This is a genomic window from Pseudoalteromonas sp. S2893 (assembly GCF_005887105.1).
Lineage (GTDB): Bacteria > Pseudomonadota > Gammaproteobacteria > Enterobacterales > Alteromonadaceae > Pseudoalteromonas > Pseudoalteromonas atlantica.
In genome coordinates, this window is sequence record NZ_PNCY01000030.1 from 60,265 (window position 1) to 85,753 (window position 25,489).

The 25,489-nt window shown below is 41.9% G+C and carries 22 protein-coding genes and 1 riboswitch; of the genes, 10 read left to right on the forward strand and 12 right to left on the reverse strand.

Annotated features, from left to right (window positions below):
* Positions 1–111: 111 nt before the first annotated feature.
* Both CWC04_RS14460 and CWC04_RS14465 read right to left on the reverse strand, forming a co-directional pair.
* On the reverse strand, positions 112–1,086 hold the full coding sequence (locus tag CWC04_RS14460; protein ID WP_249326160.1) for an aldose epimerase family protein: 975 nt from the start codon (positions 1,084–1,086) through the stop codon (positions 112–114).
* Positions 1,087–1,272: 186 nt separating this feature from the next.
* Positions 1,273–1,662, reverse strand: a complete 390-nt coding sequence (locus CWC04_RS14465) for an acyl-CoA thioesterase (RefSeq protein WP_024032015.1) — start codon at positions 1,660–1,662, stop codon at positions 1,273–1,275.
* A 36-nt stretch (positions 1,663–1,698) separates the two neighbouring features.
* Between CWC04_RS14465 and CWC04_RS14470 the strand changes: the two genes are divergently transcribed.
* Positions 1,699–2,403 (forward strand): 2OG-Fe(II) oxygenase, encoded by a 705-nt coding sequence (locus CWC04_RS14470; RefSeq protein ID WP_004588165.1) that lies wholly within the window; start codon positions 1,699–1,701, stop codon positions 2,401–2,403.
* Positions 2,404–2,545: 142 nt separating this feature from the next.
* On the opposite strand, the gene CWC04_RS14475 is transcribed toward CWC04_RS14470, so the two are convergent.
* The 6 genes from CWC04_RS14475 to CWC04_RS14500 form a co-directional block, all read right to left on the reverse strand.
* Positions 2,546–3,778 (reverse strand): cysteine desulfurase-like protein, encoded by a 1,233-nt coding sequence (locus tag CWC04_RS14475; RefSeq protein ID WP_138685771.1) that lies wholly within the window; start codon positions 3,776–3,778, stop codon positions 2,546–2,548.
* A gap of 9 nt (positions 3,779–3,787) precedes the next feature.
* Positions 3,788–4,420, reverse strand: a complete 633-nt coding sequence (locus tag CWC04_RS14480) for a 2OG-Fe dioxygenase family protein (protein WP_055255169.1) — start codon at positions 4,418–4,420, stop codon at positions 3,788–3,790.
* A 198-nt stretch (positions 4,421–4,618) separates the two neighbouring features.
* Entirely contained in the window at positions 4,619–7,216 is a 2,598-nt protein-coding gene (gene acnB / locus CWC04_RS14485; RefSeq protein ID WP_126005547.1) for a bifunctional aconitate hydratase 2/2-methylisocitrate dehydratase, read from the reverse strand.
* A 308-nt stretch (positions 7,217–7,524) separates the two neighbouring features.
* On the reverse strand, positions 7,525–8,583 hold the full coding sequence (locus tag CWC04_RS14490) for an OmpA family protein (protein WP_004588161.1): 1,059 nt from the start codon (positions 8,581–8,583) through the stop codon (positions 7,525–7,527).
* Between the two features lie 334 nt (positions 8,584–8,917).
* Positions 8,918–10,324, reverse strand: a complete 1,407-nt coding sequence (locus CWC04_RS14495) for a protein adenylyltransferase SelO (RefSeq protein ID WP_138685772.1) — start codon at positions 10,322–10,324, stop codon at positions 8,918–8,920.
* Between the two features lie 2 nt (positions 10,325–10,326).
* On the reverse strand, positions 10,327–11,031 hold the full coding sequence (locus CWC04_RS14500; RefSeq protein ID WP_138685773.1) for a DNA-3-methyladenine glycosylase I: 705 nt from the start codon (positions 11,029–11,031) through the stop codon (positions 10,327–10,329).
* A gap of 194 nt (positions 11,032–11,225) precedes the next feature.
* Positions 11,226–11,422, forward strand: a riboswitch (Lysine riboswitch).
* A gap of 128 nt (positions 11,423–11,550) precedes the next feature.
* Between CWC04_RS14500 and dapA the strand changes: the two genes are divergently transcribed.
* From dapA to CWC04_RS14525, 5 genes are all read left to right on the forward strand, one after another.
* The gene (dapA, locus tag CWC04_RS14505) at positions 11,551–12,435 is read left to right on the forward strand and encodes a 4-hydroxy-tetrahydrodipicolinate synthase (RefSeq protein ID WP_029773500.1); all 885 of its coding nucleotides are present in this window, start codon (positions 11,551–11,553) and stop codon (positions 12,433–12,435) included.
* Between the two features lie 15 nt (positions 12,436–12,450).
* The gene (locus CWC04_RS14510) at positions 12,451–13,191 is read left to right on the forward strand and encodes a 2,3,4,5-tetrahydropyridine-2,6-dicarboxylate N-succinyltransferase (RefSeq protein ID WP_029773501.1); all 741 of its coding nucleotides are present in this window, start codon (positions 12,451–12,453) and stop codon (positions 13,189–13,191) included.
* Positions 13,191–14,396: a PLP-dependent decarboxylase gene (locus CWC04_RS14515; protein ID WP_138685774.1), complete on the forward strand. Its 1,206-nt coding sequence runs from the start codon at positions 13,191–13,193 to the stop codon at positions 14,394–14,396. Before CWC04_RS14510 ends, CWC04_RS14515 begins: the two co-directional genes overlap by 1 nt.
* A gap of 5 nt (positions 14,397–14,401) precedes the next feature.
* Positions 14,402–15,523 carry a succinylglutamate desuccinylase/aspartoacylase family protein gene (locus CWC04_RS14520; protein WP_138685775.1) on the forward strand — a complete coding sequence of 374 codons (1,122 nt, stop codon included), beginning with the start codon at positions 14,402–14,404 and terminating at the stop codon, positions 15,521–15,523.
* 209 nt (positions 15,524–15,732) lie between these two features.
* The gene (locus CWC04_RS14525; RefSeq protein WP_004588421.1) at positions 15,733–16,767 is read left to right on the forward strand and encodes a phospholipase A; all 1,035 of its coding nucleotides are present in this window, start codon (positions 15,733–15,735) and stop codon (positions 16,765–16,767) included.
* Positions 16,768–16,839: 72 nt separating this feature from the next.
* On the opposite strand, the gene CWC04_RS14530 is transcribed toward CWC04_RS14525, so the two are convergent.
* Complete coding sequence (locus tag CWC04_RS14530) at positions 16,840–17,733, reverse strand: bifunctional GNAT family N-acetyltransferase/hotdog fold thioesterase (RefSeq protein ID WP_024032005.1); 894 nt, start codon at positions 17,731–17,733, stop codon at positions 16,840–16,842.
* Positions 17,734–18,164: 431 nt separating this feature from the next.
* Here CWC04_RS14530 and CWC04_RS14535 point away from each other — a divergent pair, with 431 nt between their 5' ends.
* A complete protein-coding gene (locus CWC04_RS14535; protein WP_138685776.1) occupies positions 18,165–18,866 on the forward strand; it encodes a spermidine synthase in 702 nt (233 codons plus the stop codon).
* Here the strand turns inward: CWC04_RS14535 and dtd are convergent.
* Both dtd and CWC04_RS14545 read right to left on the reverse strand, forming a co-directional pair.
* Positions 18,863–19,300 carry a D-aminoacyl-tRNA deacylase gene (gene dtd / locus CWC04_RS14540; protein WP_054983371.1) on the reverse strand — a complete coding sequence of 146 codons (438 nt, stop codon included), beginning with the start codon at positions 19,298–19,300 and terminating at the stop codon, positions 18,863–18,865. The two genes, CWC04_RS14535 and dtd, sit on opposite strands and share 4 nt — an antisense overlap.
* Positions 19,301–20,203, reverse strand: coding sequence for a virulence factor BrkB family protein (locus tag CWC04_RS14545; protein ID WP_024032002.1), 903 nt, complete (start codon positions 20,201–20,203; stop codon positions 19,301–19,303). It lies immediately after the preceding gene.
* 85 nt (positions 20,204–20,288) lie between these two features.
* Here CWC04_RS14545 and CWC04_RS14550 point away from each other — a divergent pair, with 85 nt between their 5' ends.
* From CWC04_RS14550 to CWC04_RS14560, 3 genes are all read left to right on the forward strand, one after another.
* Positions 20,289–20,945, forward strand: coding sequence for a DUF2959 domain-containing protein (locus tag CWC04_RS14550; RefSeq protein ID WP_004588426.1), 657 nt, complete (start codon positions 20,289–20,291; stop codon positions 20,943–20,945).
* Positions 20,946–21,075: 130 nt separating this feature from the next.
* On the forward strand, positions 21,076–22,167 hold the full coding sequence (locus tag CWC04_RS14555; protein ID WP_138685777.1) for an MBL fold metallo-hydrolase: 1,092 nt from the start codon (positions 21,076–21,078) through the stop codon (positions 22,165–22,167).
* A gap of 63 nt (positions 22,168–22,230) precedes the next feature.
* Positions 22,231–22,965 (forward strand): CBM9 family sugar-binding protein, encoded by a 735-nt coding sequence (locus CWC04_RS14560; RefSeq protein WP_138685778.1) that lies wholly within the window; start codon positions 22,231–22,233, stop codon positions 22,963–22,965.
* Between the two features lie 297 nt (positions 22,966–23,262).
* On the opposite strand, the gene typA is transcribed toward CWC04_RS14560, so the two are convergent.
* Positions 23,263–25,086 (reverse strand): translational GTPase TypA, encoded by a 1,824-nt coding sequence (typA, locus tag CWC04_RS14565; protein ID WP_004589455.1) that lies wholly within the window; start codon positions 25,084–25,086, stop codon positions 23,263–23,265.
* Positions 25,087–25,489: the final 403 nt, after the last annotated feature.

Below are 25,489 nucleotides of genomic sequence, written 5' to 3' on the forward strand. Positions count from 1 at the left end.
ATAAATACTTTAAATTGAGCAAAAGTGCAACCTTTTCCTTAATTATGGCTATCTTTTTGTTACGTGTATTTTTCTTTTTGTTTTCTTTAATTTAACAGTGGAATTAGTATGTTATTGCGAAAACGCAAAAATTATTTGCTGATTATATTCTTCATTTGGCAATAAATTAGCTTTTGGATAATCGCTTCTATTTGCTGCATTGGGCCAGTTTTGAGCTTCTAAACACACCGCTTGGCGTGCATTAAAAGGAGAACCTACAAAATTTGCCGTATAAAGCTGCATACCAGGCTGGGTACTTTTAAGGGTTAAATTAACGCCCGTGTGTGGCGAGGTTAATGTAGCCATTGTTTTTAAACGATTGTCATCACTAAAAATATAGCAATGATCAAAGCCACTACCGGCATCAAGTTGCGCATGCTGTGCGCACAGTGCATCGCCAATGGGCTTAGGGTGAGTAAAATCAAAGCAGCTGCCCGAGCCATCTTCATGATGGGCAAGCGGTATACTGTTACTATCGATAGGTAAATACGTTGCGGTATTTATTTGCAGCAGGTGATTATTAATGCTTTCACTGCCTTCAAGATTAAAATAGCAGTGGTTGGTAAAGTTAACGAGGGTTTCTTTATCGGTAATGGCTTTGTAACTGAGGATTAGCTCGCCATTGCGTGCAGTAATTGTTTGCCAAACTTGTAACTGCCCAGGAAAGCCTTCTTCTCCATCTGCCGAGCAGTAATAGAGCTCCACTTCATTATTGCTTTGCTTAGTGACTTGCCACAGTACTTTATTAAAGCCTTTTTCGCCGCCGTGTAAGCTATTTGGGCCATTATTTGCTTTAAGTTGGTATTCTGTGCCTGACAATACAAAACGTCCGTTTTCAATACGATTTGCGTAGCGCCCGACTGTTGCCCCTAAATAAAATGGGTTTTCTAAATAATAAGCAGGTTCGTTAACGCACAGTGTCATCTCTTGGTTATTAAACTTTATGCTTTTGATAATAGCGCCAAATGGCAATATTTCTGCAGTTAAGCTTTTACCATCGCTAAGCGTTATTACCTCTAACGGTTTATTGCCAGTTGTAGATGCCACATTCATTCTCCATAAACTACCAGCTCAACAGTACCTGTCATAGCGGTGCAACAATATATAATATAAATAGTATATAAGTGAGAAGCGTAACTCAATCAAAATGCGTTAAAATAACGCTATAAAAATTCACAGCTGTCGCTTGTGGTTTACATCACGATCCTCGTTGCGTGGAGTAAATGCACCTAGTTAAACTAGGTGTTCGCTGAGTGCTGCGACTTCTGCTTCGCTTAAATTTTGTTTAGCTTTGTTTTTAAAGTTATAACGCACTAATACAGTTTTACCCACAACACAGCATTTACCTTGCTGCCACGCCTCTTGCTTAATGGTAAAAGAGCTATTTCCTACATGCTCAACGGCTGTTTTAATCGTCACTTCGTGAGCATAAAATAATTCCCCTACAAACGATGCTTCTATTTTAGCGATGATCAGTTTCCAGTCGTGTGGGTTTAGATCGGGGGTAAAAAATTTAAAAATAGGGACGCGTGCGGCTTCAAACCACACAGGTAGTACGGTATTGTTGATGTGTCCGAGTGCATCTGTTTCGCTAAAGCGCGGCATCACTTTTTCAATAAACATAAAAATCCAAATAATAACTAAATAAAAAGGTAAATCATGACGGACTTTATCCACGTTATTGATAACGCGTTAAGCGATGATTTTTGCGATAACTTTATTACCACATTCTCTAACAGCCCGCATGTAAAACAAGGTGTAACCTCTGGTGGTGTGGACTTAAAAAAGAAAGACAGCCACGACCTGCAATTAAACAGTTACCCAGAATACGCCCAACAATTAAAGCATATTCAGCAAACCACTGCACAGCATGTTTTTAACTATGTAGAAGCACACTTTTTTATGCTAATTGGCGCATTTGGCTTAAAAGTGTATCACCCAAAAACGGGGGATGTGGTGGATTTAACACAGGATAACTTTGACGAAGTGGGCAAACCACAGCTCTCTGTGCTGGTGCAGCAAATATTTAGACTTGGGAACATTCAGGCGCAAAAGTACGAGGTAAATAAAGGCGGCTACCCTTACTGGCATAGTGAAGTGTATCCACAGCTACAACACAATGAAGCACTGCACCGTGTATTATTATTTATGTTTTATTTAAACGATGTAGAGGAAGGTGGCGAAACAGAGTTTTATTATCAAAAACGTAAAATTGCGCCTAAAAAAGGCACTATGGTCATTGCCCCTGGCTACTTTACGCATACCCATAGAGGTAATAAGCCGGTATCGAACGATAAATATATATTAACTTCATGGGTGCTATTTAATCGCGCAGAGCACATATACGGCACACCTAAAAGCTAAAACAGTCAGCGGGCAAAAACTAACTAACCGCTGACTACTTTAAACATTTGAGCTTTAAAAAGAGTTATTCAAAAGCGCAGATTTGTATTCATACCAATCCGCGATAATACTTAATTATGCGGATTGGTATAAACTGTCAGTTTCAAAGAAGTTGATCAAACAAATCAAATAACTTATCTAGCTCTTCGGTGGTGTTGTAATGCATACAACCGATGCGCACTACACCGCCTTTATCAAGTACGCCTAACTGCTCACATAAGCCTTGTGCATAAAAATTACCATCCCACACACAAATATGCTGTTTGCCTAAAAACTCAGACACCTCACGCGGCTCTAATCCTTCAAAGGTTAAAGCAAATGTAGGCGTACGCTCGTTTAAGCGCTCTAGGTCATCAATGCCAAATAGCTTAATGCGTGGGTAATTAACTAAACGCGTTAAAAAGTACTCACTAAGCGCCATTTCGTGCTGCTTTGTTTTAGCAAAAGCCGCCGTTAACTTTTCACGGCGCGTGTGGCCTTCATCAAGCCCGCTAATTGCAGCAATGTAATCAACAGCGGCAATAAAACCTGCTAAGGCTTCGAAGCTTTGCGTGCCTGTTTCCCATCGACCTGGTGCTACATCTTTAGCTGGTTCTACTTTGTAAGGCGTAAAACCTTCAAGATGCTTTGTTTTACCGTACACCATGCCTAAGTGAGGACCAAAAAACTTATATGCAGAACAGGCCAAAAAGTCGCAATCAAGGGCCTGAACATCAACAAGCTCGTGCGGTGCATAATGCACGGCATCAACGTACACTAATGCGCCTACAGCATGGGCAAGCTCTATAATACGTTTTATATCGTTAATAGAACCCGTAGTATTTGAAGCGTAAGTCACCGCAACCAGTTTAGTATTGCTGTTTAATAAGCTTTCAAACTGCGCCATATCTAAGCTGCAATCAGCCTCGTTAATTAAAGCGGTTTGAACTTTAACGCCTTTATCTTGCGCTGCTTGCTGCCACGACGATACATTTGAGAAATGATCAGCGTTAGTCACAATAATCTCATCGCCGGCTTGCCAATCGCGTGAAATAGCACGGCTAAAGCTAAAGGTAAGGCTGGTCATATTAGGGCCAAACACTATATTTTGTGCACTTGGCGCATTAAGTAAATCGGCCGCTGCTTGGCGCGCATTTGCCATTAATTCAACGGTTTTATCACTTGAAAAAAACGCACCGCCTAAGTTTGAGTTGTAGTGCCCTAAATAAGCAGTCATTGCATTTAGTACAGACTGCGGCACTTGAGAGCCACCTGGGCCATCTAAAAATATTGGCGATTTACCATCAACGGTTTGTATTAATGCAGGAAACTGCTCACGTAGTTGCGCTATGTTCATGAGCATTCCTTAAGAGGTAAGTACAAAACAATCCAAGTAACCTGGCTTGCTTGTATCTACTTTGTTCATTGGCGTTGCATTGTGCCAAACTTGACGGTCGTTTATTAGTGCAAACATTCCGTCTTTAATTTCCATTTTAAAACACGGTTCTGCTTGCTTGTTTTCGTATACTAGCAGCTCGCCGCCTTCTAAGTTTTCGTGAGAAACACCACATACACAAACATGGTCAAACCCATCTTGATGCACACCTTCAGGTGCTGCGGGCGTATCGCTATCAATCGCAAGCATTCTAAATTGGTGAATTTCAATATCACGGCCTTCATCAATACCGGTAAGCTCACAAAACTCACTTACAATGCTTTTCATCCCTTCTGACTCAAGTAAGCTTTGCTCTAAGTTTTCATAAGTACGCTCAACATTACCCTGAAAGGTATTAATAGAATCGTCTTGAACAAACGCTTTGGCAGCTTGTAGTTTTAGCTCACCATTTTGAAATTTAATTACCGAGTAACGACGCTTACGAAATTCACCATCTGCATACGGATTAGCAGGTAGGTTATCAAAAGAAGGCTTAACCAAATCAATATTTGCTTGGTTAATAAAACGAAGTTGCAGTAAATTCTGGTTGTTTAATGCAGTCATAAAATCTCGCTTAAAATAATGAGAATATTAAAAGAGATTTTAATGCATGTAGAAAGGAATATTTGCTTTATTATTTATATAAAAAGTGGGTAATGGTTATATTTAATTCAAATAAAACTTATTACAGCATGAAATATTCAATTTTATTTTAGCCAATAAAAAACCCGCCTAAGCGGGTTTTTTTAAAACAGCTTTAAATTATACAGCTTGCTGAATAATTACGTTGTCTGCTTTTTTAGTGTACTGAGGCATGCGGTGGAAGTTCAAGTAACGGTATGTATCTGCAGCCGTTGCATTGATTTTCTCTGCGTATTCTTGGTACTCAGCTGGTGTAGGTAATTTACCTAAAATTGCCGCTACTGCAGCAAGCTCAGCTGATGCTAAGAATACATTTGCGCCTGTACCTAAACGGTTAGGGAAGTTACGTGTTGAAGTAGAAACAACCGTTGCTTTATCAGCAACACGTGCTTGGTTACCCATACACAGTGAACACCCTGGCGTTTCGATACGTGCACCAACACGACCAAAGATACCGTAGTACCCTTCGTCAGTTAGTTGGTCTTTATCCATCTTCGTTGGTGGAGCTACCCAAAGTTGAGTTGGGATACGACCTGTAAAGCCATCTAGTAATTTACCCGCAGCACGGAAGTGACCAATGTTAGTCATACAAGAACCGATGAATACTTCGTCGATTTTCTCGCCAGTAACATCAGAAAGTAAACGCGCATCATCTGGGTCATTTGGAGCACAAAGGATTGGCTCTTTAATTTCTGCTAGGTCGATTTCTACAACGTGCTTGTACTCTGCATCAGCATCAGCTTCCATAAGTTCTGGGTTTGCTAACCACTCTTGCATTGCTGTAATACGACGCTCGATTGTACGTACATCGCCGTAACCTTCAGAGATCATCCACTTAAGCATAACAATGTTAGACTCAAGGTATTCGCTGATAGACTCTTTAGAAAGCTTAACAGTACAACCTGCTGCTGAACGCTCTGCTGATGCATCTGATAATTCAAACGCTTGCTCAACAGTTAAGTGCTCAACACCTTCAATTTCTAGTACGCGACCAGAGAATTCGTTGATTTTACCTTTTTTCTCTACTGTTAATAAGCCTTGCTTAATACCGTAGTATGGGATTGCATGTACTAGGTCACGTAAAGTGATACCTGGTTGCATTTCACCTTTAAAGCGAACCAAAATAGACTCAGGCATATCAAGTGGCATAACACCTGTTGCTGCTGCGAACGCTACTGCACCTGAACCCGCTGGGAACGAAATACCTAATGGGAAACGTGTATGTGAATCACCACCAGTGCCTACAGTATCTGGTAATAACATACGGTTTAACCAAGAGTGAATTACACCATCACCAGGACGAAGTGAAACTCCGCCACGGTTCATGATGAAATCAGGAAGCGTATGGTGAGTGTTTACGTCAATTGGTTTAGGGTAAGCAGAGGTATGACAGAATGACTGCATTGTTAAATCTGCAGAGAAACCTAAACATGCTAAGTCTTTAAGCTCATCACGTGTCATAGGACCTGTAGTATCTTGCGAACCTACAGTCGTCATTTTTGGCTCACAGTATTGGCCTGGGCGAATACCTGCTACGTTACATGCTTTACCAACCATTTTTTGCGCTAGTGTAAAGCCTTTATCAGACACTTCTGTTACTGCTGGTACTTTAAATACGTCAGTAGCACCTAAACCTAAAGAGGTACGTGCTTTGTCTGTTAAACCACGACCAATGATTAGAGGAATACGGCCGCCGGCACGTACTTCATCTAAAATTACGTCTGATTTAAGCTCAAAAGTAGAGATAACGTCATCAGTACCGTGGCGCTTAACTACACCTTCGTATGGGTAAATATCAATTTGATCACCCATGTTGAACTCATCAACATTTAACTCGATTGGTAACGCACCTGAATCTTCCATTGTGTTGAAGAAGATAGGCGCAATTTTGTTACCTAAACATACACCACCAACGCGCTTATTAGGTACGTATGGGATATCATCACCCATAAACCAAAGCACAGAGTTAGTTGCAGATTTACGAGAAGAACCAGTACCTACAACGTCACCTACGTATGCAAGTGGTAAACCTTGTGTTTTTAATTCTTCAAGTTTAGTGATTGGACCTACTTCACCCGCTTTGTCAGGAGTGATACCGTCGCGCTCATTTTTTAGCATTGCTAAAGCATGAAGCGGGATATCTGGACGTGACCATGCATCTGGTGCAGGTGATAAATCATCAGTGTTTGTCTCGCCGGTTACTTTAAATACAGTAACAGAGATTTTTTCAGCAACAGCTGGCTTGTTAGTAAACCATTCAGCGTCTGCCCAAGATTGAATAATCTTTTTAGCGTGCTCGTTGCCTGCTTTTGCTTTTTCTTCTACGTCGTAAAATGCATCAAACATTAATAATGTGTTTGATAGGCCTTTTACAGCGATAGGCGCAAGTGTTTCGTCATCAAGTAGCTCAATCATTGGGGCGATGTTGTAACCACCTAACATTGTACCTAATAATTCTGCTGCTTTTTCTTTAGATACTAATGGAGATTGTGCTTCGCCTTTAGCAACTGCCGCTAAAAAGCCTGCTTTGATGTATGCTGCATCATCAACGCCTGGTGGTACGCGGTTGATTAGTAAATCTAAGATGAACTCTTCTTCACCCGCTGGTGGGTTTTTAATTAGTTCAATAAGATCAGCCGTTTGCTGAGCATCTAATGGCGCTGGTACGATACCTAACGCGGCACGCTCTTCTACGTGTTTACGATATTCTTGTAGCACAATATTGCCCTCTTGGTGACGTGAAAGTATTCGGTAGCGCCTCATGCGCAAAAAAAGTAACCCTATACTTATAGTATTCTAACGCGGGATTATAAAGCTTTTATGTATAGATGAAAATCCATCCAGCTAAGCAACTGATTATACCGACTATAAATATTATGAATAGTGGTAAGCATAAATTCTATTTTCGTGAATGTTTGTTAAGTAATAATCATTCTTGTTTAATCAGGCTAATACTGCATATGCTGTTTTAAAGGCATAAAAAAACCCAGCACTAAGCTGGGTTTTTAAAATAAAGTAAGTAACTATTAACGCTTAACTTTTACACGTTCAATAGATTTTACATGTGCTTCTACACGACGGTTTTCAGCGTGAGCTTCTTTCGTGTTAGCTGTGTTTTTAAGACGTTCTTCACCTAGACCAACAGTTGTAATGCGATCTTCAGCAATGCCATCTTTAATTAGCTCTTGTGCTACATCATCAGCACGCTTTTTAGAAAGCATCTTGTTGTAGTTTGCGTTACCTACCGCTGACGCGTGGCCTTCAAGTAGTACAGTTGTATCTTCGTGCTCTTTTAAGAACTCAGATACTGATGCAATGTCGTCAAAGTAACGTTGACCAACTTGTGCAGAATCATGTGGGAAAGTAACTAATAAGCTTGTTGTTACTTCACGGTCTTCGTATAAAGTACAGCCATCGCCATCAACAGCGTCTGTCATTGGCGTGTTAGGACATTTATCATCTTTATCTAGGATGTTGTCGTTGTCGCTGTCTTTAGGTTCTACAGGTACTTCTACTACTGCTGTAGGCGCTGGCTCTACAGGCTGTGCAGGCATAGAGTTTTGGCCAAATAAGTAGTTAATACCAATTTTAGCACCTACATCTGTGTAACCTTTATCAAGACCTTGGTATACCGCAGTTTCAGCGTTTACGAAAAAGCCATCAGTAATAAAGTGTTGGTAACCAACACCTGCGTTTAAGAATGTGTTGTCATCTACTACGTCCATTTCTTTAATACCGAATAGACCGTAGAAAGGGCCGCCGTCAAGGTGGTAAAGCGCATCAATACCGTAACGCTCGCCGTCGATATTATTACGATTGCCCGCAGCTTTATCGAACGCGTTAAAGTCCATATCTGCATACTCAAGGCGTGCGCTCCAGTAATCGCTGAAACGGTAACCTGCTTCTACACCCCAACCAGTTGACTCGTTTACGTCAAGGCCAGCTTGAGCGCGCATGTTTTCCCATGACGCATCATAGTAGTCACCAAATGCACCAATGTAGAAACCTTCTTCTTTATCGGCAGCGAATGTAGACGCGCTAGTTGCAGCTAACGCAATTGCAATTGTAAGTGATTTTAATTTCATTGTTTTCTTCCCATTTTAACAACTTAGAAAATTGTAGCTAATCAATACTAGCTCAACCAGTTTTGTACACACTACCCGAGCTTTTGTTAATCGATACTTAACGAAAAATAAAGTTTATAAATTTTTTCAACGATCTACAGGCATTCCAACCACCAATTGTAGGTTAAGTAAAAATTTTTACCTAATCTGCAATTAATAAATTATGGTAATTTATAAATAGTTACTTTTTATGAATGCGCACAATACCACCGAGTGTGTAACTGCTCAATCATTGTACACTGCATTATTCAAAAATGACTATTTATAATCAAAAACTTACAATTAATTACAATACTTAAGTACCGCAAAAAGTTTGATAGCCCTTGTCATCTTTACCTGTCTCTTGAAAGCGGGCTAAATTAGCTGTTTTATCATATGGGTTACTCATTACCGCTAAGAAGTCGCTTAACAGCTCGCTCTCGCCGTGTTGATTATATTGCGCAAGTATTTCTTCGACGATGTGATTACGCGGTATAACCCTTGGGTTAGCCGCTCTCATTAGGTTATAGCTGTTTTCATCACATCTTTTTTGCCATAACATGGCCCATTGCGTTAATTCATCTGGCACTTTGCCACCCTTTAGTGACTCGGTTAGGCCATCAAAGGTATTGGTGTAATCGAGCTTATGCTCTTGAAATAACAATAATAACTTACTTACAAGCTCTACATCGTCTTCGTTATAACCTGCTAAGCCTAATTTTTGTGCCCACATTTGATTATATTGCTCGTTAAATAACGTAGAAAACTGATTAATTAGCGGCGTCATTAAACTTACAGCTTGTTCGTCATCTTCATCTATTAGCGGGATTAGGCTCTCGGCTAAACGCGCGCAGTTCCAACTTACAATATTTGGCTGATTACCATAGGCATAGCGACCTTGCTTATCAATTGAGCTAAACACGGTATCAAAATCAAAGGTATTCATCATTGCACACGGGCCGTAGTCGATAGTTTCGCCGCTTATCAAGGTATTATCAGTATTCATAACGCCATGAATAAAGCCTACTCGCATCCAGCTAATAACCAGCGCTAGCTGACTATTTATAACGGCTTCTAAAAAGTCTAAATAGCGCTGAGCCCCTGCTGATTGAATACTTGGATAATGACGCTCAATGGCTACATCAGCTAATTTTTTTAATCCCTCTACATCACCTTGAGTTGCTAAATACTGAAACGAGCCAACGCGAATATGGCTACTTGCTAAGCGGGTAACAATTGCGCCTGGTTGCGGCGGATTACGATAAACAGCTTCACCTGTGCCGACAACAGCCAAACACCGCGTGGTTTTAATCCCTAAGCCATGCATAGCTTCGCTCATAATATACTCGCGAATAGCGGGGCCTAGTGCACATCGCCCATCGCCTCCTCTTGAAAAAGGCGTGGCGCCTGAGCCTTTTAACTGAATATCCCACAGCTGATTTTTATCATCGCTGATAGCACCCAGTAAGTGCGCTCGCCCATCACCCAAGCGCGGCGAAAAGTGCCCAAACTGATGCCCAGAATAGCCAAGCGCTACAGCATTTACCGGTTGTGGCTCGTTACCAGCAAAAGTACTGGCGCGCAGCGCAGGCTCAACATCTATATTAAACTGCTGTGCTAACGCTTCGTTCCACAAAAGTAATTGCGCAGCTGCAACGCTTGAAGGACTATCCTCTATTGCGAAGTTATCTGCTATGTCTGTGTATCTTGGCACTAGTTTCATGGTTAATCCTCTGTTTGTTGGCTTATGCCTACGCGATTGTCGCCCACGCTGTAAGCCACAATTAAGCTAAGTTCTTGCAGGCTCAAACCACTTTGCTTTTGCATTTCGTTAAAAAACGCCTGTGCGGCAGTGAGTGATTTTTTAGTCTGCAGGCCGCCATCGATAATTTTGTGCGCTCTTAGGTAACTTTCTACATCTCGCGAAAGTAAAAAAGTATCTTTACCAAGCGCTCTTAAGGCATACGGGCCTGTATTGCCGCCCAAACGGGCGCCGTGTTTTTTTAAATATGCCCATAAACCAATAATGTCATCGCTTGGCCAGTTAGCTACAAACTTGCTAAAACTGCCATGTTCCTGAGCTATTTCGTGGATCATGTAGGCATTTTCAGGAATTGTTTTTACCTTTTTATAATTACGAATAATGCGCTCATCAGTTGCTTTTTGCTCGAGCATATCGGGCGGCATCATAAGTAATTTATCAACACTAAACTGCCAAAAAACCTCTCTAAAACCTGGCCATTTACTGTTTATTACCGACCAGTAAAACCCGCTTTGAAATACTTTACGGGTAAACTCTTCAAGCCAATCGTCGTCACTTAATGCGCTTAATGCTTTTTTAGATAAGGGTTTTGCGAGTAATAACTTAAGCATTTTTTCAGAACCTTTTCGCTCTACTGCTCGCTTATAAATATCGCTAAATTTTTCCATACTTATTAAATACCTCATCACTGCTCATAGGGTTAGTTTACGAGAAAAGCAGCCAATACGTAACCACCCACATTTTCGATGAACTAATCTGTATCCTGCAACTTGACACCTAGACGGCTAAAATGTTTTAATCGCCGCAATTACCCTATTTAAATTGTATTTTGTTAAACCTTTAGCGGTTAAATAAAATACAAAGGGCTAGAAGAGGTGCGTTATTCAGGTAGCGTATGTTAGGAGCGCAAACTCCAGTGAGCATATGTGAGGGGAATACCGCCGAGAGGTAAACGCTTTTGCGAAGCAATTACTTCGGGCGACTAGGTTGAATCCTAGCGACTGTCACCAATAGCTGTTTTAAAACAGCTTATTAGTTTGGTGGAGAGCTTCTGGTCTTAAATAATAAGGCCGTGCGCCCTATTATTTTAAGCCCATTCGCTCTTCGAATACTGTTCGAACGACGTTAATGCGGCTCACATCATACAGCCTCCTTAATATCTCGAACACCTTATAGGTTCGTAAGAGATGATTCACAACTTCAATTTAGACGACTACGCACTGTGGACAGCGCTTGTTACGCCGTTTGATCAACAAGGTAATGTTGACTACGACACGCTCACAACACTTGTTAGCGAACAAGAAGCGGCACACAACGGTATTTTACTGCTCGGTAGCACAGGTGAAGGCTTAGCCCTTACGCTTAAAGAGCAGCAAGGCATTGTTGAGCACGTGTGCCAATTAAAACCCAGTGTACCGCTTATGGTTGCTGTTGGTGGTAGTAATTTGGCCCAACAAAAAGAATGGGTTAGCTACTGTAACCAATTACCTATTCACAGCTACTTATTAGGCTCGCCTCTTTATGCAAAACCAGGGGCTGTAGGTCAAACACATTGGTACGAAAGCTTATTAAACGAAAGCGCGCATCCGTGTATGTTGTACAACGTACCTGGGCGCAGCGGTGTAAGCATTCCTATCGAAACCATTGAAAACTTAAAAGCGCACCCAAAACTGTGGGCTTTAAAAGAAGCAAGTGGCAACATCACCCAATTTGAAGCATACCGACAAGCCGCGCCTAATTTAGCGCTATACAGTGGCGACGATGCACTTATGCCCTACTTTGCCCAAGCAGGTGCAAAAGGCTTAGTTTCGGTTGCGGCCAATGCATGGCCTTTGCAAACACACGAATTTGTAAAGCGCAGCCTAAGCGGTCAACACCCCAATTTATTTGCTCAGTGGACTCGCGCTATCAATAGCCTATTTGCTGTAGCAAACCCTATTCCCGTTAAAGTGCTAATGCACCAGCAAGGGCGTTTAAATAGCCCACTGTTGCGTCCACCTTTAACGCATCTTGAGTTAACGCAAACCGATTGCATTACCACTGCAAACGACACCATTTTATCTTGGCATTAAACACAGGTTTTTATAATGAGCTGGTTAGAACTACTAAATAATTTAGAATCGGGCGCAGTACGCGCAGCATCACAAAACGAAAGCGGCCAATGGGAAGCTAACGTAGAAGTAAAACAAGGCATTTTAGAAGCCTTTAAAAATGGCACTAACACCGAGTTTGCAGGCGGGTTTGTTGATAAGCACAACCTTGCACCGCAAGAATTTAGCACTGACGATGGCGTGCGTATGGTACCAGGTGGCACCAGTGTTCGCCGCGGAGCCTACGTAGCTAAAGGCACTATTATTATGCCACCAGCGTACGTAAATATTGGCGCATACATCGACGAAGGCACTATGGTTGATAGCCACGCATTAGTGGGTTCGTGTGCACAAGTTGGTAAAAATGTACATTTAAGCGCAGCTGTTCAACTTGGTGGTGTACTTGAGCCAATTGGGGCAAGCCCAGTCGTGGTTGAAGACGATGCGTTTATTGGCGCAGGTTGTGTCATTGTTGAAGGCGTAGTGGTTAAAAAAGGCGCTGTACTTGCACCAGGCGTGCGTTTATCTGCCACTATTCCGGTTTACGACTGTGTTAACGAGCGCCAGCTAGATAAAGGCGAGCCAATTCCAGAGTACGCTATTGTAATACCAGGCTCTCGCCCTGCGTCTAACGAATGGGCTCGTGAGCAAGGCTTAAGCATGTCGTGTGCACTCATTGTTAAATACCGCGACGAGCAAAGCGATGCATCGTTATTGCTAGAAGAGGTTTTACGATAATGAGCTTTTTGAGCACGCCTATCAAGGCCGCCGTAAATACACTTACTCAGCAACTTGATACACCTTTTTTTGTTTACGACTTAGACAAACTAAACGCACACCTTACCCGTTTAGTTGCGCAAACCGATGTAAAGCTTTGGTATGCGGTAAAAGCCAATCCGCTTTCTAAGGTTATTCAATGCCTAGACAGCGCCGGATTTAACTTTGACGTAGCAAGTAAAGGTGAGCTTGAACAAGTCCTTGCACAAGGTATTAGTTCACAGCGCGTGCTCAACACAGGGCCTGCAAAGAGCCCTAAACAAATTAAACACTTTATTGAGCGCGGCGTGCGTATTTTTGTTGCCGAAAGCCTCAATCAAGTACGTTGGTTAAACCAGCAAGCGCAGCTGCAAAATACGCAGCTGCAAATATTACTGCGTGTGCAATTACGCTGGCCAGAAGGTGAAAAAAACCCATTAGGGGGTGACAGCCTTACTCCGTTTGGGCTTGGTTGCGATGAATGGCAAGCGCTCAATACTGGCGATTACCCAGCACTTAATTTTGATGGTCTGCATATTTTTCAGTGGGGCAACATGCTTAGCACGCAAAAGCTAAGCGAGCTGTGGTCGCAAATGATTGCACCGCTTACCACCTTGGCTAATAACTTAAATATAAACCTTAAAATTTTAGACTTAGGCGGCGGTTTAGGTATTCCTTACACACCAAACGATGCAACACTTGAGTGGGATGGATTAATCACCGCGCTGGCAAAAATTAAAAAAGATGCGGGTGTAGACGAGCTTTGGATGGAGCTTGGCCGTTACGCTGTAGGCGAATGCGGTCATTACGCTAACCCCGTCGTTGAGTGCAAACAAAACTACGGGCAACAGCAAGTTATTTTAACCGGTGGTATTAACCACTTATTGCGCCCTGCTGTTACAAGCCAAGATTTTCCTGCGGCGTTACTGCGCGAATCAACAGCGCCAGAACAAGCAATGAGCTTATATGGCCCATTATGTACTGCCCTTGATTGCTTAGGCGAGCATACCCTACCAAGCGATTTAAACGAGCAAGACTGGCTGGTGTTTAGCCAATGTGGCGCCTATGGTTTTACCGAAAGCATGCCCTATTTTTTATGCCATGAACTAGCTGCAGAATACGTGTTACAAAATGGCGAGCTCACGTGTGTGCGCCAAGCAGAAGATGCCAGTCACTACTTAAGGTAATAAACATGAGCATAACAACACCCATTAGCCAAGAAAACATTGTAGTAGGGGAAGTAGCAAACGGCTTACCCCTAACTATTCCGGTGTATCGCTTAAAAGGCGATGGCAGCGGGCCAAGCGTGTATATTCAAGCCAATATGCATGGCGCCGAGGTACAAGGTAACGCGGTTATTTTTCAGCTGCTAGAGCAGTTAAAACAGCTCAATTTAAAAGGCGACATTACCTTAGTACCTTATGCTAACCCTATTGGTTGTAATCAAAAATCAGGGGAATTTACCCTTGGCCGATTCGACCCTATTACTGGCACTAACTGGAACCGTATGTATCACTACAATAGTGATTTAGTCACCCAGTTTGCACACGAGCATAGCCAGTACGACGATGCAGCTTTAAAAAGTAATTTTAAAAAAGCCCTGCTTGATGAAATAGATGCCAAACTTAACGGCCCAGCTTACTTGCTCAATACCGGTAAACGCATTGCGCTTAACCTGCAAAAGCTTGCGCATCAAGCCGATCTCGTGCTCGACTTACACACGGGGCCTATTTCAAGTAAGCATCTGTACTGTCCAACGTATGCCAGCGACAGCGCACGTTATTTTAATATTGAACACGTACTGCTAATTCCAAGCGACTTTGATGGCGCAATGGATGAAGCTAGCTTTTGCCCATGGTGGCATCTAAGTGATGCACTTAGTGCGCAAGGCAGGGACTTCAATGTACAGGTTGAGGCCTTTACAGTAGAGCTAGGCAGCCAAGAAAAAATAGATTTAGCAGCCGCCTTTGATGATGCAAACAGCATTTTAAGCTATTTGAACCATAAAAATGTATTAGTAGATGCAGCGCATCAACCTAAGCAGATGACCCGTTATGCGTGCCATTTAGATGACTACTTTGCTTATTATGCGCCGATTGGCGGCATGGTTGAATATGTTGCTCCGTTAGGCGCACACATAAAGGCAGGTGAGCCAATAGCCCATATATTACGCATGGAGCGCTATTTAACTGAGCAGCCCCTACAAACATTAAGCCTTGATTGCGATGCAATTGCTATTTTGCATTTTGCCTCAGCAAGCGTAAACCAAGGCACTGAACTATATAAGTTTTTTACTAACGTATTTGAGTTATAACGGACCGCGCTATAACTCCCCCTTCTCATTGCGTGAGAGTAAGTTAACTAACTTACAATATAAGCGGCTATATGCCGCTTTTTTTGATCTGTGATAACGGTGTAAACGTAAGGTAATCAAATAAGTGTAAATTCAGTGAAAGTTCACCGTTACAAATGTAAAAACACGTTATAATTTATAAATCTACCTTACTCTCAAAGGAATAAACAATGAGCTGGCGTTATTGGATTGCAGTTACGGCTTTACTAAGCACACCCTCTTTTGCCCAACAAGAGGTTAAAAAAAATGAACAAGACAACGACATAGAGCTAGTTAAGCAATGTATTTTAAATGAAGTAATTGGTGGCGATGGTAAGCAAACCCTAGACGAGCTGCGCACAAAATGCTCCGCCCTTGAAGAAAACAAACAACTTACCGCACTTGATAAACGCAAGGCTCGCGAAGAGGTAAGCAAAAAAAATCGTAACGTAATTACGCCGCATAAACGTAACTACATTTTACCTTTATCGTATGTCTCGCACCCTAACGATCGCCCGTTTGATGGCTTTGACGAGCTAACAGATGAAGAAAATGGCGAACCCCTTGATAACCTAGAGGCTAAATACCAGCTTTCTATTAAAGTGCCACTGTACGATGATTTTGCAGATGACGACCAAGCCATATTTTTTGGCTTTACCTTGCAGTCGTATTGGCAAATTTATAACTCAGAGATTTCTTCTCCGTTTCGTGAAACCAACTACGAACCAGAAATATTTTGGGTAAACTACCTAGACCAAGAAAACGTACTTTGGGGCGACGAAATGGCCATAGCGCTGGGTATTTCGCACCAATCTAATGGCCGCAGCCAGCCAAACTCTCGTTCATGGAACCGAATTTACGCCGATTTTATATGGGAAAAGAGCGGTTTTGTATTTAGCTTTAAACCTTGGTATCGCATTGCCGAGGATGAAAAAGACAATATATTAGAAGCCGATGGCGACGACAATCCAGATATTTACAAATACATGGGTTACTTTGAATTTGGCGGGGCGTATCGTTATCACGATCACGAGTTTAGCTTTATGACTCGTAACAATTTAAATTCAGATAACCGTGGTGCACTTCAACTAGATTGGTCATTCCCGCTTTGGGGTCGTTTGCGTGGCTACGCACAATATTTTAACGGTTACGGTGAAAGCCTAATTGATTATAACGCTGATGTAGAGCGTATTGGTGTAGGTATATTACTTACTGATTTACTTTAATTTATTAATACGCAATAAAAAAAGCCAAGCCCTTTTATAAAGTGCTTGGCTTTTTTATTAAAGCGTTACTCGTTATTTTTTAACGGCAAACACCCCTTCAAACTCTGCAACAACATCGCTGCCATCAAATATAGTAACAGGTACTACATAACTTGCTTTGCCTGTTGTTTCCAGCTCACTGAGCTTACCTTTACAGGTTTGCACATCAACACAACCGCGTGGGTCGGTATTAAGTGGTTTTAAGTATTTTATAGTGGCATCGGCTAATACAATATTGCCCTCAAGCCCTGCCTCTTTAAGCGCTAAGTACGTTGCGCCCCAACCGGTTAAGGTTGCTAAGCTGTATATAGAGCCTGCAAACATAGTGTTGTGTAAGTTTAAGTTAGCGTCTAAATCTGCACGCGTTGTAAACTGCCAATCTGTGTAGCTTTCTACTTTTATACCCATTGCATCACTAATTGGGATTGATTCACGCCAAATATTTTGCAGTACTTGCGTCCAATCAGGGTGGCGAAACCAACCCGGCTCACTAGGCTTTTGCTTAATCATTTTGAAATGTTGTACATCGCCATACGCTAAGTGGGCTTTTTCTTTTAGCTCGTAGCCATGGCGCTTATAAAACTCAAGCGCACGCTCGCGAGCAAATAACACTAATTCGCCTGCATTTTGCGTCCATGCTATTTTTTCAAGCTCGTGTAATAAACGGCTACCAATATGTTGATTACGGTTGCCTTCGGCTACGGCCATGTAACGTACTTGCGCTTGCTCATGGTTGTTAAAGTGTAAACGGGCCACACCAAGCACATCACCGTTGTTATTTTTTATAAAGCGATGCTCTGAGTCTTGTTCCATATCATCTTGTTCAGAGCCACGAGGCTCATTCCAAGGCGCACGTAGTACTTCCCAACGTAATTGATAGTACGCTTGCCAGTCTTCGCTGCTCTGCGGTGTCGTTACTTGAAACATATATACTCCTGTTGTTTTGCCGTAAATAAAAAATAAAGGCTACGGCATGTAATCCAACTGAATAACTCTTTAACCTGCACATTGGTTTTTACATTAGAAAATTAAAGATTAAGTTGGTTGGAATTATTATGGCAAATACCATACTCCATCTTTTAAACACTGCCAATACGACTTTGGTAAGCAAGCGAAAAAATAACTGTTTTACCCATCGCATCAGCTAGTTTATGCTGGGCCTTTAGAGATTGAACATGCACTGAGCGAAGGGTTCTGCCTTGGGGGAATTTACTCTTTGTTGCCTACATGGGTGTAAGCCAGTAGAGTAACGCAGGAGCAGTTACCTAGCCCACTAGGTTACAAATCTCGCGCCGCGATTAAATCGCCCCTAAATTGAACAAACTTTAATCCTGAAAGGTCAACAGGCCCTTAATGTTATGAGCGATTTTATAAACCCTTTAACGGGTGTAGTGAGTAGCCACTTTATTAGTCACAGCCAAGATATTGGGCAACTAGTTTACTGGCATAAATATGCAGGCGATCACATACAGGTTCGCCAATCCGGTCAGCTTCGCTGGCTGCTAATCAACGATACGTTGCAATCGGTGATAGAGCTTAACAATCCACAGCGCTTACTATTTCCACATTTAACCTATTTAGCTAAGCAGTGGCAAACCTTAGCACCACCAAATCATGTGTTAGAACTTGGCCTTGGCGGTGGCGCTATACGTAATTACTTACAATACACTTACCCGCAGGCACACGTAACATCAGTTGAAAAAAATGCAGATATAATTGCCTGCTATACAGATTTTTTCGCTCTTAAAAACCAAAGTGACGTGCAGTGTGATGACGCGCAAAATGTACTTAGCAAGGCACATAACCATGACTGGATTATTCTTGATTTATTTAGCCAGATAGATGCACCTCGATTTTTGTTTGAACGCGCTTTTTATCAAAAAATATACGATGCGCTAAACGCAGGTGGCACGCTATTTATAAACTTTTTGTCGCAACATGAGTCGCAGTTAATTCAGTTACAGCAGTTACTATTTAATGTGTTTGGCGTAAAAGTAAGCCCGCATAAAATTGCGGGCTTTGTGAATCATATTATTATTGTTACTAAAGCTGGTAATTAAACCGATAAGTTAAACGTAACAGGCCCATCGTTACACAAGCTCACTTGCATATCGGCGCCAAACTCTCCCGTTGCCACGCTAATACCCTGCGCTTTAGCTTGAGTTACAAAGTACTCGTAAAGCGCGTTAGCTTGGCTAGGTGTGGCTGCCGATGAAAAGCTTGGCCGCATGCCTTTTTTAGTATCAGCCGCTAATGTAAATTGCGACACCACGAGTAACTCACCGCCTATATCTTTTAGGCTTAAGTTCATTTTGTCGTTTTCATCGGTAAATATTCGGTAATTACTTACCTTATGCAATAGTTTGTCGGCGGCTTGCTCATCGTCTGGTTTTTCAACACCGAGTAACAATAAAATACCTTGGCCAATTTCACCTATAACTTGGTTATCAACTTCTACTTTGGCACTTTTTACACGTTGTATTAAGCCTTGCATTTAACTGCGTTCCTCTGTTTTTAGTTCTTCATCAATGTCTATTTCTGGTGTTTGTGGTACATGATTAGGGCTTATACAGGCGGTAAATTCGGCCCCTAATAACACCACCACCCACGACAAATACACCCACACAAATAAAATAGGAATGGTCGCAACAGCGCCATAAATTACTTCGTACGATGGAAAGTGGCTAATATAAAGCGCAAAGCCTTTTTTAGTCAGCTCAAATAATACTGCCGCAAAAAGAGCCCCCGGTAGCGCAGCCCGAATAGATACAGGCGTGTTAGGTACTAAAGTGTATAACATTAAAAAGCCAATCATCGAAAAGCCATAAGGCACCAGCTTTAACAAAAAGCCACTAAACCCAGGAATGCCCTGATCGGCAAACGACACTAACGAAACAATATACGATGTAACACCAATACTTGCGCCCAGTAGTACGGGGCCTAAGCTCAATACCATCCAATAAACCGCAAAAGAGATCATCATGGGGCGTTTTTTCTTAATACGCCAAATACGATTAAGCGTGGCATCAACATTACGTATAAGCAGCAATGCAATCGCCGCTAAAAAGCCAATACCCACGGCGGTCATTTGGTTCGCATTGCCAGCAAAGGAGCTTATATGCTCTTTAATAACATCAGATGAGGTAGGTACAAAGTTAGTAAACAAAAAGCTTTCTATGGCTATGCGGGTCGACTCAAACCCCGGGAAGGCCGAAAATATTGCCACGCCTACCGCTATCAAAGGCACTAAAGAAAGCAAAGTAACATAGGCAAGGTAGCCTGCATTTACCGTAATTTGATCGTCTATACAGCGGTTAACGTATTGCATCCACCAGCTTGGCTGCTGCTTCAAAAAGGAGATAGCTTGCTGTTTATAAAGGGAGAGCTTATCATTCATACAATTGACTTGTGCTAATCGAATTTTGATTATGATAGCAATCAGCACCATAATTTACAGCACTTACTGGTAAATAGGGATCCAAATGAAAAAACAAACATTACTTAGCGCCTCGGTACTGGCCATTACGCTTACTTTATCGGGCTGTCAGTCGGCCTATTATTCTGCAATGGAAAAAGTAGGTGTACATAAGCGCGACATTCTTATTGACCGCGTAGAAGAAACCAAAGATTCACAAGAAGAGTCGCAAGAAGAATTTCAATCAGCACTTGAGCGCCTAACAACTTTAATTAATTTTGACGGCGGCGAGTTACAAGATGCCTACAATCAACTTAACGACGATTATGAGTCGAGCTTAGCAGCCGCTAATGAAGTGTCGAGCAATATTAATAAAGTTGAAGATGTAGCAGAAGCTTTATTTGATGAATGGAGCGATGAGCTTGAGCAATACAAAAGCGCGTCGCTTAAACGCGAAAGCAGTAAAAAGCTAGCGGCTACACAACGCCAATTTAGCCAGTTACTACGCTCTATGCGCAGTGCAGAAAGCAAAATGGAACCAGTGCTATCGTCTTTACAAGATAACGTACTGTACCTAAAGCATAACTTAAACGCACAAGCGGTTGCCGCTATTAAAGGCGAATTCACTAATTTAAAGCGTGATATTCAAGTGCTGATGAACGACATGAATAAATCAATTGCCGATTCAAACAAGTTTATAGAGCAAATGAATAGCGCTGGCTAATCAATTAAAATCTGCCTAACAAAGCCTGCATATTGCAGGCTTTTTTGTTGTTACGTTTTGTTACCTTTGAACTATTTGTTAATCTTTTGATGTTGTTATACTTTTATAAAAATAATAATAGATAACAACGATGAAACTAAAAACCACCAGCCTTGTATTTATTTGTGGATTGCTTAGCGCTTGCGAAACTACTAATCGCATTGAGGTGATTGCAGGGGAAAACACGCTTACCCCGCAGCATCAAACAGGGGAGCGAAAAGGACGCTTTTATAACCTCTACCCTGGCAAAAAAACCTACCCCACCACCTGCGAAACCGGCTGCTACCCGCCAAGCCCTAAATTACAATGCAAACAAGACGCTGAAGATTGCCAATTTATTGCTGAGCAAAAGCCAATTAATTTAAATACGGGCTTTACCGTGCGCTGGCTAGGACACGCTGGGTTTATGATTCGCACACCTAACGGACAACACGTGCTATTTGACCCTGTAAAAGAGCAGTTCGACTCACCTGTTGATTTAGCCTTTAGGTTAGCCTCAGGGTTTTACAGGCAACCCGGCGATTGGCTTACACAAAACGAGCTTAAAAACTTAAGTGCAGTGATGTACTCGCATATTCATTACGATCACTTTAATAAAGCCGATATAGAAGAGCTTGGTAATAAACCTCGATACTTAACGCCATTAGGTATGGCCGACAACTTCCCTACTGGTGGCTATAACATTAGCGAAATGGCCTGGTATGCAAAAACACAGCTTGATGATTTAACGATTCATGCCCTACCAGCGCACCACTTTAGTAGCCGCGTATTGGTGCCCTTTATTTACGAAGATAACGATAAAGACCTATGGAATGGCTGGTTGCTTGAGCAAAACGGCAGTACCGTGTTTTTTGCAGGCGATACCGGCTACTCAAAACACTTTAAAGACATTCAGCAAAAGTATGGCGATATAGACATATGCCTACTGCCTATAGCCTCGTATTACAGTGAAGACAGCCCTACTTGGTATCGTTATGTACACACCACACCAGAGGATGCTGTAAATGCAGCTAGCGATCTTAACTGTAAAGTAATGATACCGTGGGGCTATGGTAACTCAAGCTGGAAAATGGGCGACCGGACAAGCCATTCAGCACTGCTAAGGTTGCTACATATGCACAATAAAATGGCTTCAACCACACCTTTATATATTTTAAACGAAGGCGAAAGTATTTCACTGTAACTCATTGCTGAACTGTTTTAGGATGATTGTTATATCTAAATACATATTAACATTGAGAAATTAATGAAAAAACACGCATTAGCTTTAATCTGTTTATTAAGCGCCCCAGTAATGGCCATTGATGTAGCGCACACATCGACCCCTATTACTATCGATGGCGTATCTGAAAGCGCATGGGATAAAGCAACGTGGCATGATATGCCGCATTTAATGGATGGCACCTTGCCCTCATCAGATGCCGACTTTAAAGGCCGCTACCGCCTGCTGTGGGATAAAAACTACCTGTATTTACAAGCGGATATAACTGACGATGTACTTATTGATACGCATCCAGACCCGACCGTAAAATATTGGGATGACGATGCGCTGGAAATTTTTATCGATAGCGACGCCTCAGGTGGTATTCACCAATTTAACCATACCGCGTTGGCATATCACATCGGCCTTGATAACCAAGCCGCCGATTACGGCCCCGATAAAAAAGCCCATTTATACACCGACCACTTAACAAGTAACTGGAAGCGTAATACCCAAGCCCCTTATAACATCACCTGGGAAGTTGCTATAAAGCTCTACCCTAACGATTACCAAGAAGGCGCTGTAAACACGCCCATTACGCTTAATGAAAAACAAGTCATTGGTTTTATGCTCGCGTATTGCGATAACGATGGCAGCGAAGTACGCGAGCACTTTATGGGCTCTCACGAAGTACAGCCAGTCAATGGCGACAGAAACCGCGGTTTTATAGACGCAGATGTCTTTGGCAAAATTACCCTGCTGCCAAAAAGTAACCACTAATAAATAGTTGAGAAGTAGGTTGGGTTGAGCGTAGCGAAACCCAACGAAAAAATGCCCTACCAACAATTATGATGCTTTGCATTATCGATTGTTTAAGCTCTGACTCTTTTACTTCTCATTCCCTCCTCCTTGTGCAAATATTTTTTAAGTGAATTATTCACAAAGAGGATAAGAGGCGCTGCGCTTTTAGCGGTATGATCACAGTTCGTACAACTGACGACTCTTGTTTTAACCCACAAAAAAGCCGCTGTATTTTGCAATACAGCGGCTTTTAAACCATTACTCTAAATTAATAGATTATGATTTTGGAGCACGACCCGCACGCTTACGCTCACTTTCAGTTAAGTGACGCTTACGAATACGAATGTTCTCAGGTGTTACTTCTACTAACTCGTCATCATCGATGAACTCAAGCGCTTGCTCAAGTGTGTAGTTCAATGGTGGCGTCAATGTTTGTGCTTCATCTGTACCAGATGCACGAACGTTAGTAAGTTGCTTACCTTTAAGGGCGTTAACTGTAAGGTCGTTATCGCGGCTATGAATACCGATAACCATACCTTCGTAAACTTCAACACCGTGACCGATGAATAATTTACCACGCTCTTGTAAGTTAAATAATGCGTTAGTAAGTGCTTTACCTGTAGCATTTGCAATCATTACGCCGTTCTTACGAACACCTAGCTCGCCACCTTTGTGCGGACCGTAGTGATCGAATGTATGGTAAAGTAAACCAGAACCTGAAGTTAACGTCATGAACTCAGTTTGGAAACCGATTAAGCCACGGCTTGGGATCATAAAGTCTAAACGCATACGGCCCTTACCATCTGGTGCCATATCAGTAAGTTCACCTTTACGAAGACCAATTTGCTCCATGATAGAACCTTGATGCTCTTCTTCACAGTCAATTGTTAGTGTTTCATACGGTTCTTCTAATACGCCATCAACAGTGCGTAAGATTACTTCTGGACGAGATACAGCTAGCTCATAACCTTCACGACGCATGTTTTCGATTAAGATACCAAGGTGTAATTCACCACGGCCCGATACGCGGAAGCTATCTGGGTTGTCAGTATCTGCAACACGAAGTGCAACGTTATGTACTAATTCTTTGTCTAAACGCTCACGAATATTACGTGATGTTACAAACTTACCTTCTTTACCACAGAAAGGAGAGTTATTTACAGAGAACGTCATTGTTACTGTTGGCTCATCAACACTTAGTGGTGGTAATGCTTCAACGTTGTTAGGGCAACAAACAGTATCTGAAATCTTAAGCTCGCCAAGACCTGTTACCGTTACAATGTTACCAGCGTAAGCTTTATCTGTTTCGATACGCTCAAGACCTAGGTAGCTTTGTACTGAACCAATTTTGCCGTTACGCGTAGAGCCATCAGCACTAACAATCGTTACTTGCTGATTAGGCACAACAGAACCACGTTTGATACGGCCGATACCGATTACACCTTTATAAGAGTTGTAATCAAGCTGAGAAATCTGCATTTGGAAGTCACCTTCAGGATCTGCATCCGGTGGTGATACTTCGTCAACGATCATTTGGAACATAGGTTCCATGTTGTCAGACGGCTCGTCTAAATCTAGTGTAGCCCAACCGTTGATTGCTGAAGCGTAGATTACTTTAAAGTCTAGCTGTTCGTCAGTTGCACCAAGGTTGTCGAATAAATCAAAGATTTGATCCATAACCCAATCAGGACGTGCACCTGGCTTGTCGATTTTGTTGATAACAACAATTGGCTTTAAGCCTTGCGCGAATGCTTTTTGCGTTACGAAACGCGTTTGCGGCATTGGACCTTCTTGAGCATCAACAAGTAATAATACTGAGTCAGCCATCGAAAGTACGCGTTCAACTTCACCACCAAAATCGGCGTGTCCCGGGGTATCTACGATATTGATATGGTAGTCTTTCCAAGAAATGGCTGTGTTTTTAGCCAAAATGGTAATACCACGTTCTTTCTCAATGTCGTTTGAGTCCATCACACGCTCTTCGTTACCGCCGCGTGTTTCTAATGTACCTGATTGCTCAAGTAGTTTGTCAACCAATGTCGTTTTACCGTGGTCAACGTGCGCGATAATCGCTATATTTCTTAACTGTTCGATGCTCATATTTTTACTCAGAGAAGTTTATTCTCATTGATCCTGCAAGATCTACGCACTCATCTGCGTTTTCACCAGATGTCCCAGCATAGGATTTAAAAGGGCGCATATTATCCCTCATTAATGACATGGATGAAAGTTTATCCAATACAATTTTAAAAACTTTCTTAATACTTTTACTAAGTATCTGTTTTTTATATGACAATTATATGAAATAAATTTCGACAAATTACATAAATTGTCGTTTTTTAGCTAATTTGTTGATTGCTTTGGCACTATTTACTATTTAAGTTAAGCTGATTTAGGTGATTAAAATACGTGCAGAATCGAGCGTGAAATTTTTGCACCAATGTGGATATTTTACGCACCACAAAAGTGCAAAGTCCGTGACCACTTTTGTGCAACCATAATT

Bases quoted from the DNA above. Each gene is read 5' to 3' on its own strand.
- CWC04_RS14490 (WP_004588161.1), bottom strand. From the start codon at position 8,583: ATGAAATTAAAATCACTTACAATTGCAATTGCGTTAGCTGCAACTAGC.
- CWC04_RS14560 (WP_138685778.1), top strand. From the start codon at position 22,231: ATGAAAAAACACGCATTAGCTTTAATCTGTTTATTAAGCGCCCCAGTA.
- CWC04_RS14495 (WP_138685772.1), bottom strand. From the start codon at position 10,324: ATGAAACTAGTGCCAAGATACACAGACATAGCAGATAACTTCGCAATA.
- CWC04_RS14480 (WP_055255169.1), bottom strand. From the start codon at position 4,420: ATGACTGCATTAAACAACCAGAATTTACTGCAACTTCGTTTTATTAAC.
- typA (WP_004589455.1), bottom strand. From the start codon at position 25,086: ATGAGCATCGAACAGTTAAGAAATATAGCGATTATCGCGCACGTTGAC.
- CWC04_RS14545 (WP_024032002.1), bottom strand. From the start codon at position 20,203: ATGAATGATAAGCTCTCCCTTTATAAACAGCAAGCTATCTCCTTTTTG.
- CWC04_RS14475 (WP_138685771.1), bottom strand. From the start codon at position 3,778: ATGAACATAGCGCAACTACGTGAGCAGTTTCCTGCATTAATACAAACC.
- dtd (WP_054983371.1), bottom strand. From the start codon at position 19,300: ATGCAAGGCTTAATACAACGTGTAAAAAGTGCCAAAGTAGAAGTTGAT.
- CWC04_RS14500 (WP_138685773.1), bottom strand. From the start codon at position 11,031: ATGGAAAAATTTAGCGATATTTATAAGCGAGCAGTAGAGCGAAAAGGT.
- CWC04_RS14510 (WP_029773501.1), top strand. From the start codon at position 12,451: ATGAGCTGGTTAGAACTACTAAATAATTTAGAATCGGGCGCAGTACGC.
- CWC04_RS14555 (WP_138685777.1), top strand. From the start codon at position 21,076: ATGAAACTAAAAACCACCAGCCTTGTATTTATTTGTGGATTGCTTAGC.
- dapA (WP_029773500.1), top strand. From the start codon at position 11,551: ATGATTCACAACTTCAATTTAGACGACTACGCACTGTGGACAGCGCTT.
- CWC04_RS14515 (WP_138685774.1), top strand. From the start codon at position 13,191: ATGAGCTTTTTGAGCACGCCTATCAAGGCCGCCGTAAATACACTTACT.
- CWC04_RS14530 (WP_024032005.1), bottom strand. From the start codon at position 17,733: ATGTTTCAAGTAACGACACCGCAGAGCAGCGAAGACTGGCAAGCGTAC.
- CWC04_RS14470 (WP_004588165.1), top strand. From the start codon at position 1,699: ATGACGGACTTTATCCACGTTATTGATAACGCGTTAAGCGATGATTTT.
- CWC04_RS14465 (WP_024032015.1), bottom strand. From the start codon at position 1,662: ATGTTTATTGAAAAAGTGATGCCGCGCTTTAGCGAAACAGATGCACTC.
- CWC04_RS14520 (WP_138685775.1), top strand. From the start codon at position 14,402: ATGAGCATAACAACACCCATTAGCCAAGAAAACATTGTAGTAGGGGAA.
- CWC04_RS14535 (WP_138685776.1), top strand. From the start codon at position 18,165: ATGAGCGATTTTATAAACCCTTTAACGGGTGTAGTGAGTAGCCACTTT.
- CWC04_RS14525 (WP_004588421.1), top strand. From the start codon at position 15,733: ATGAGCTGGCGTTATTGGATTGCAGTTACGGCTTTACTAAGCACACCC.
- CWC04_RS14550 (WP_004588426.1), top strand. From the start codon at position 20,289: ATGAAAAAACAAACATTACTTAGCGCCTCGGTACTGGCCATTACGCTT.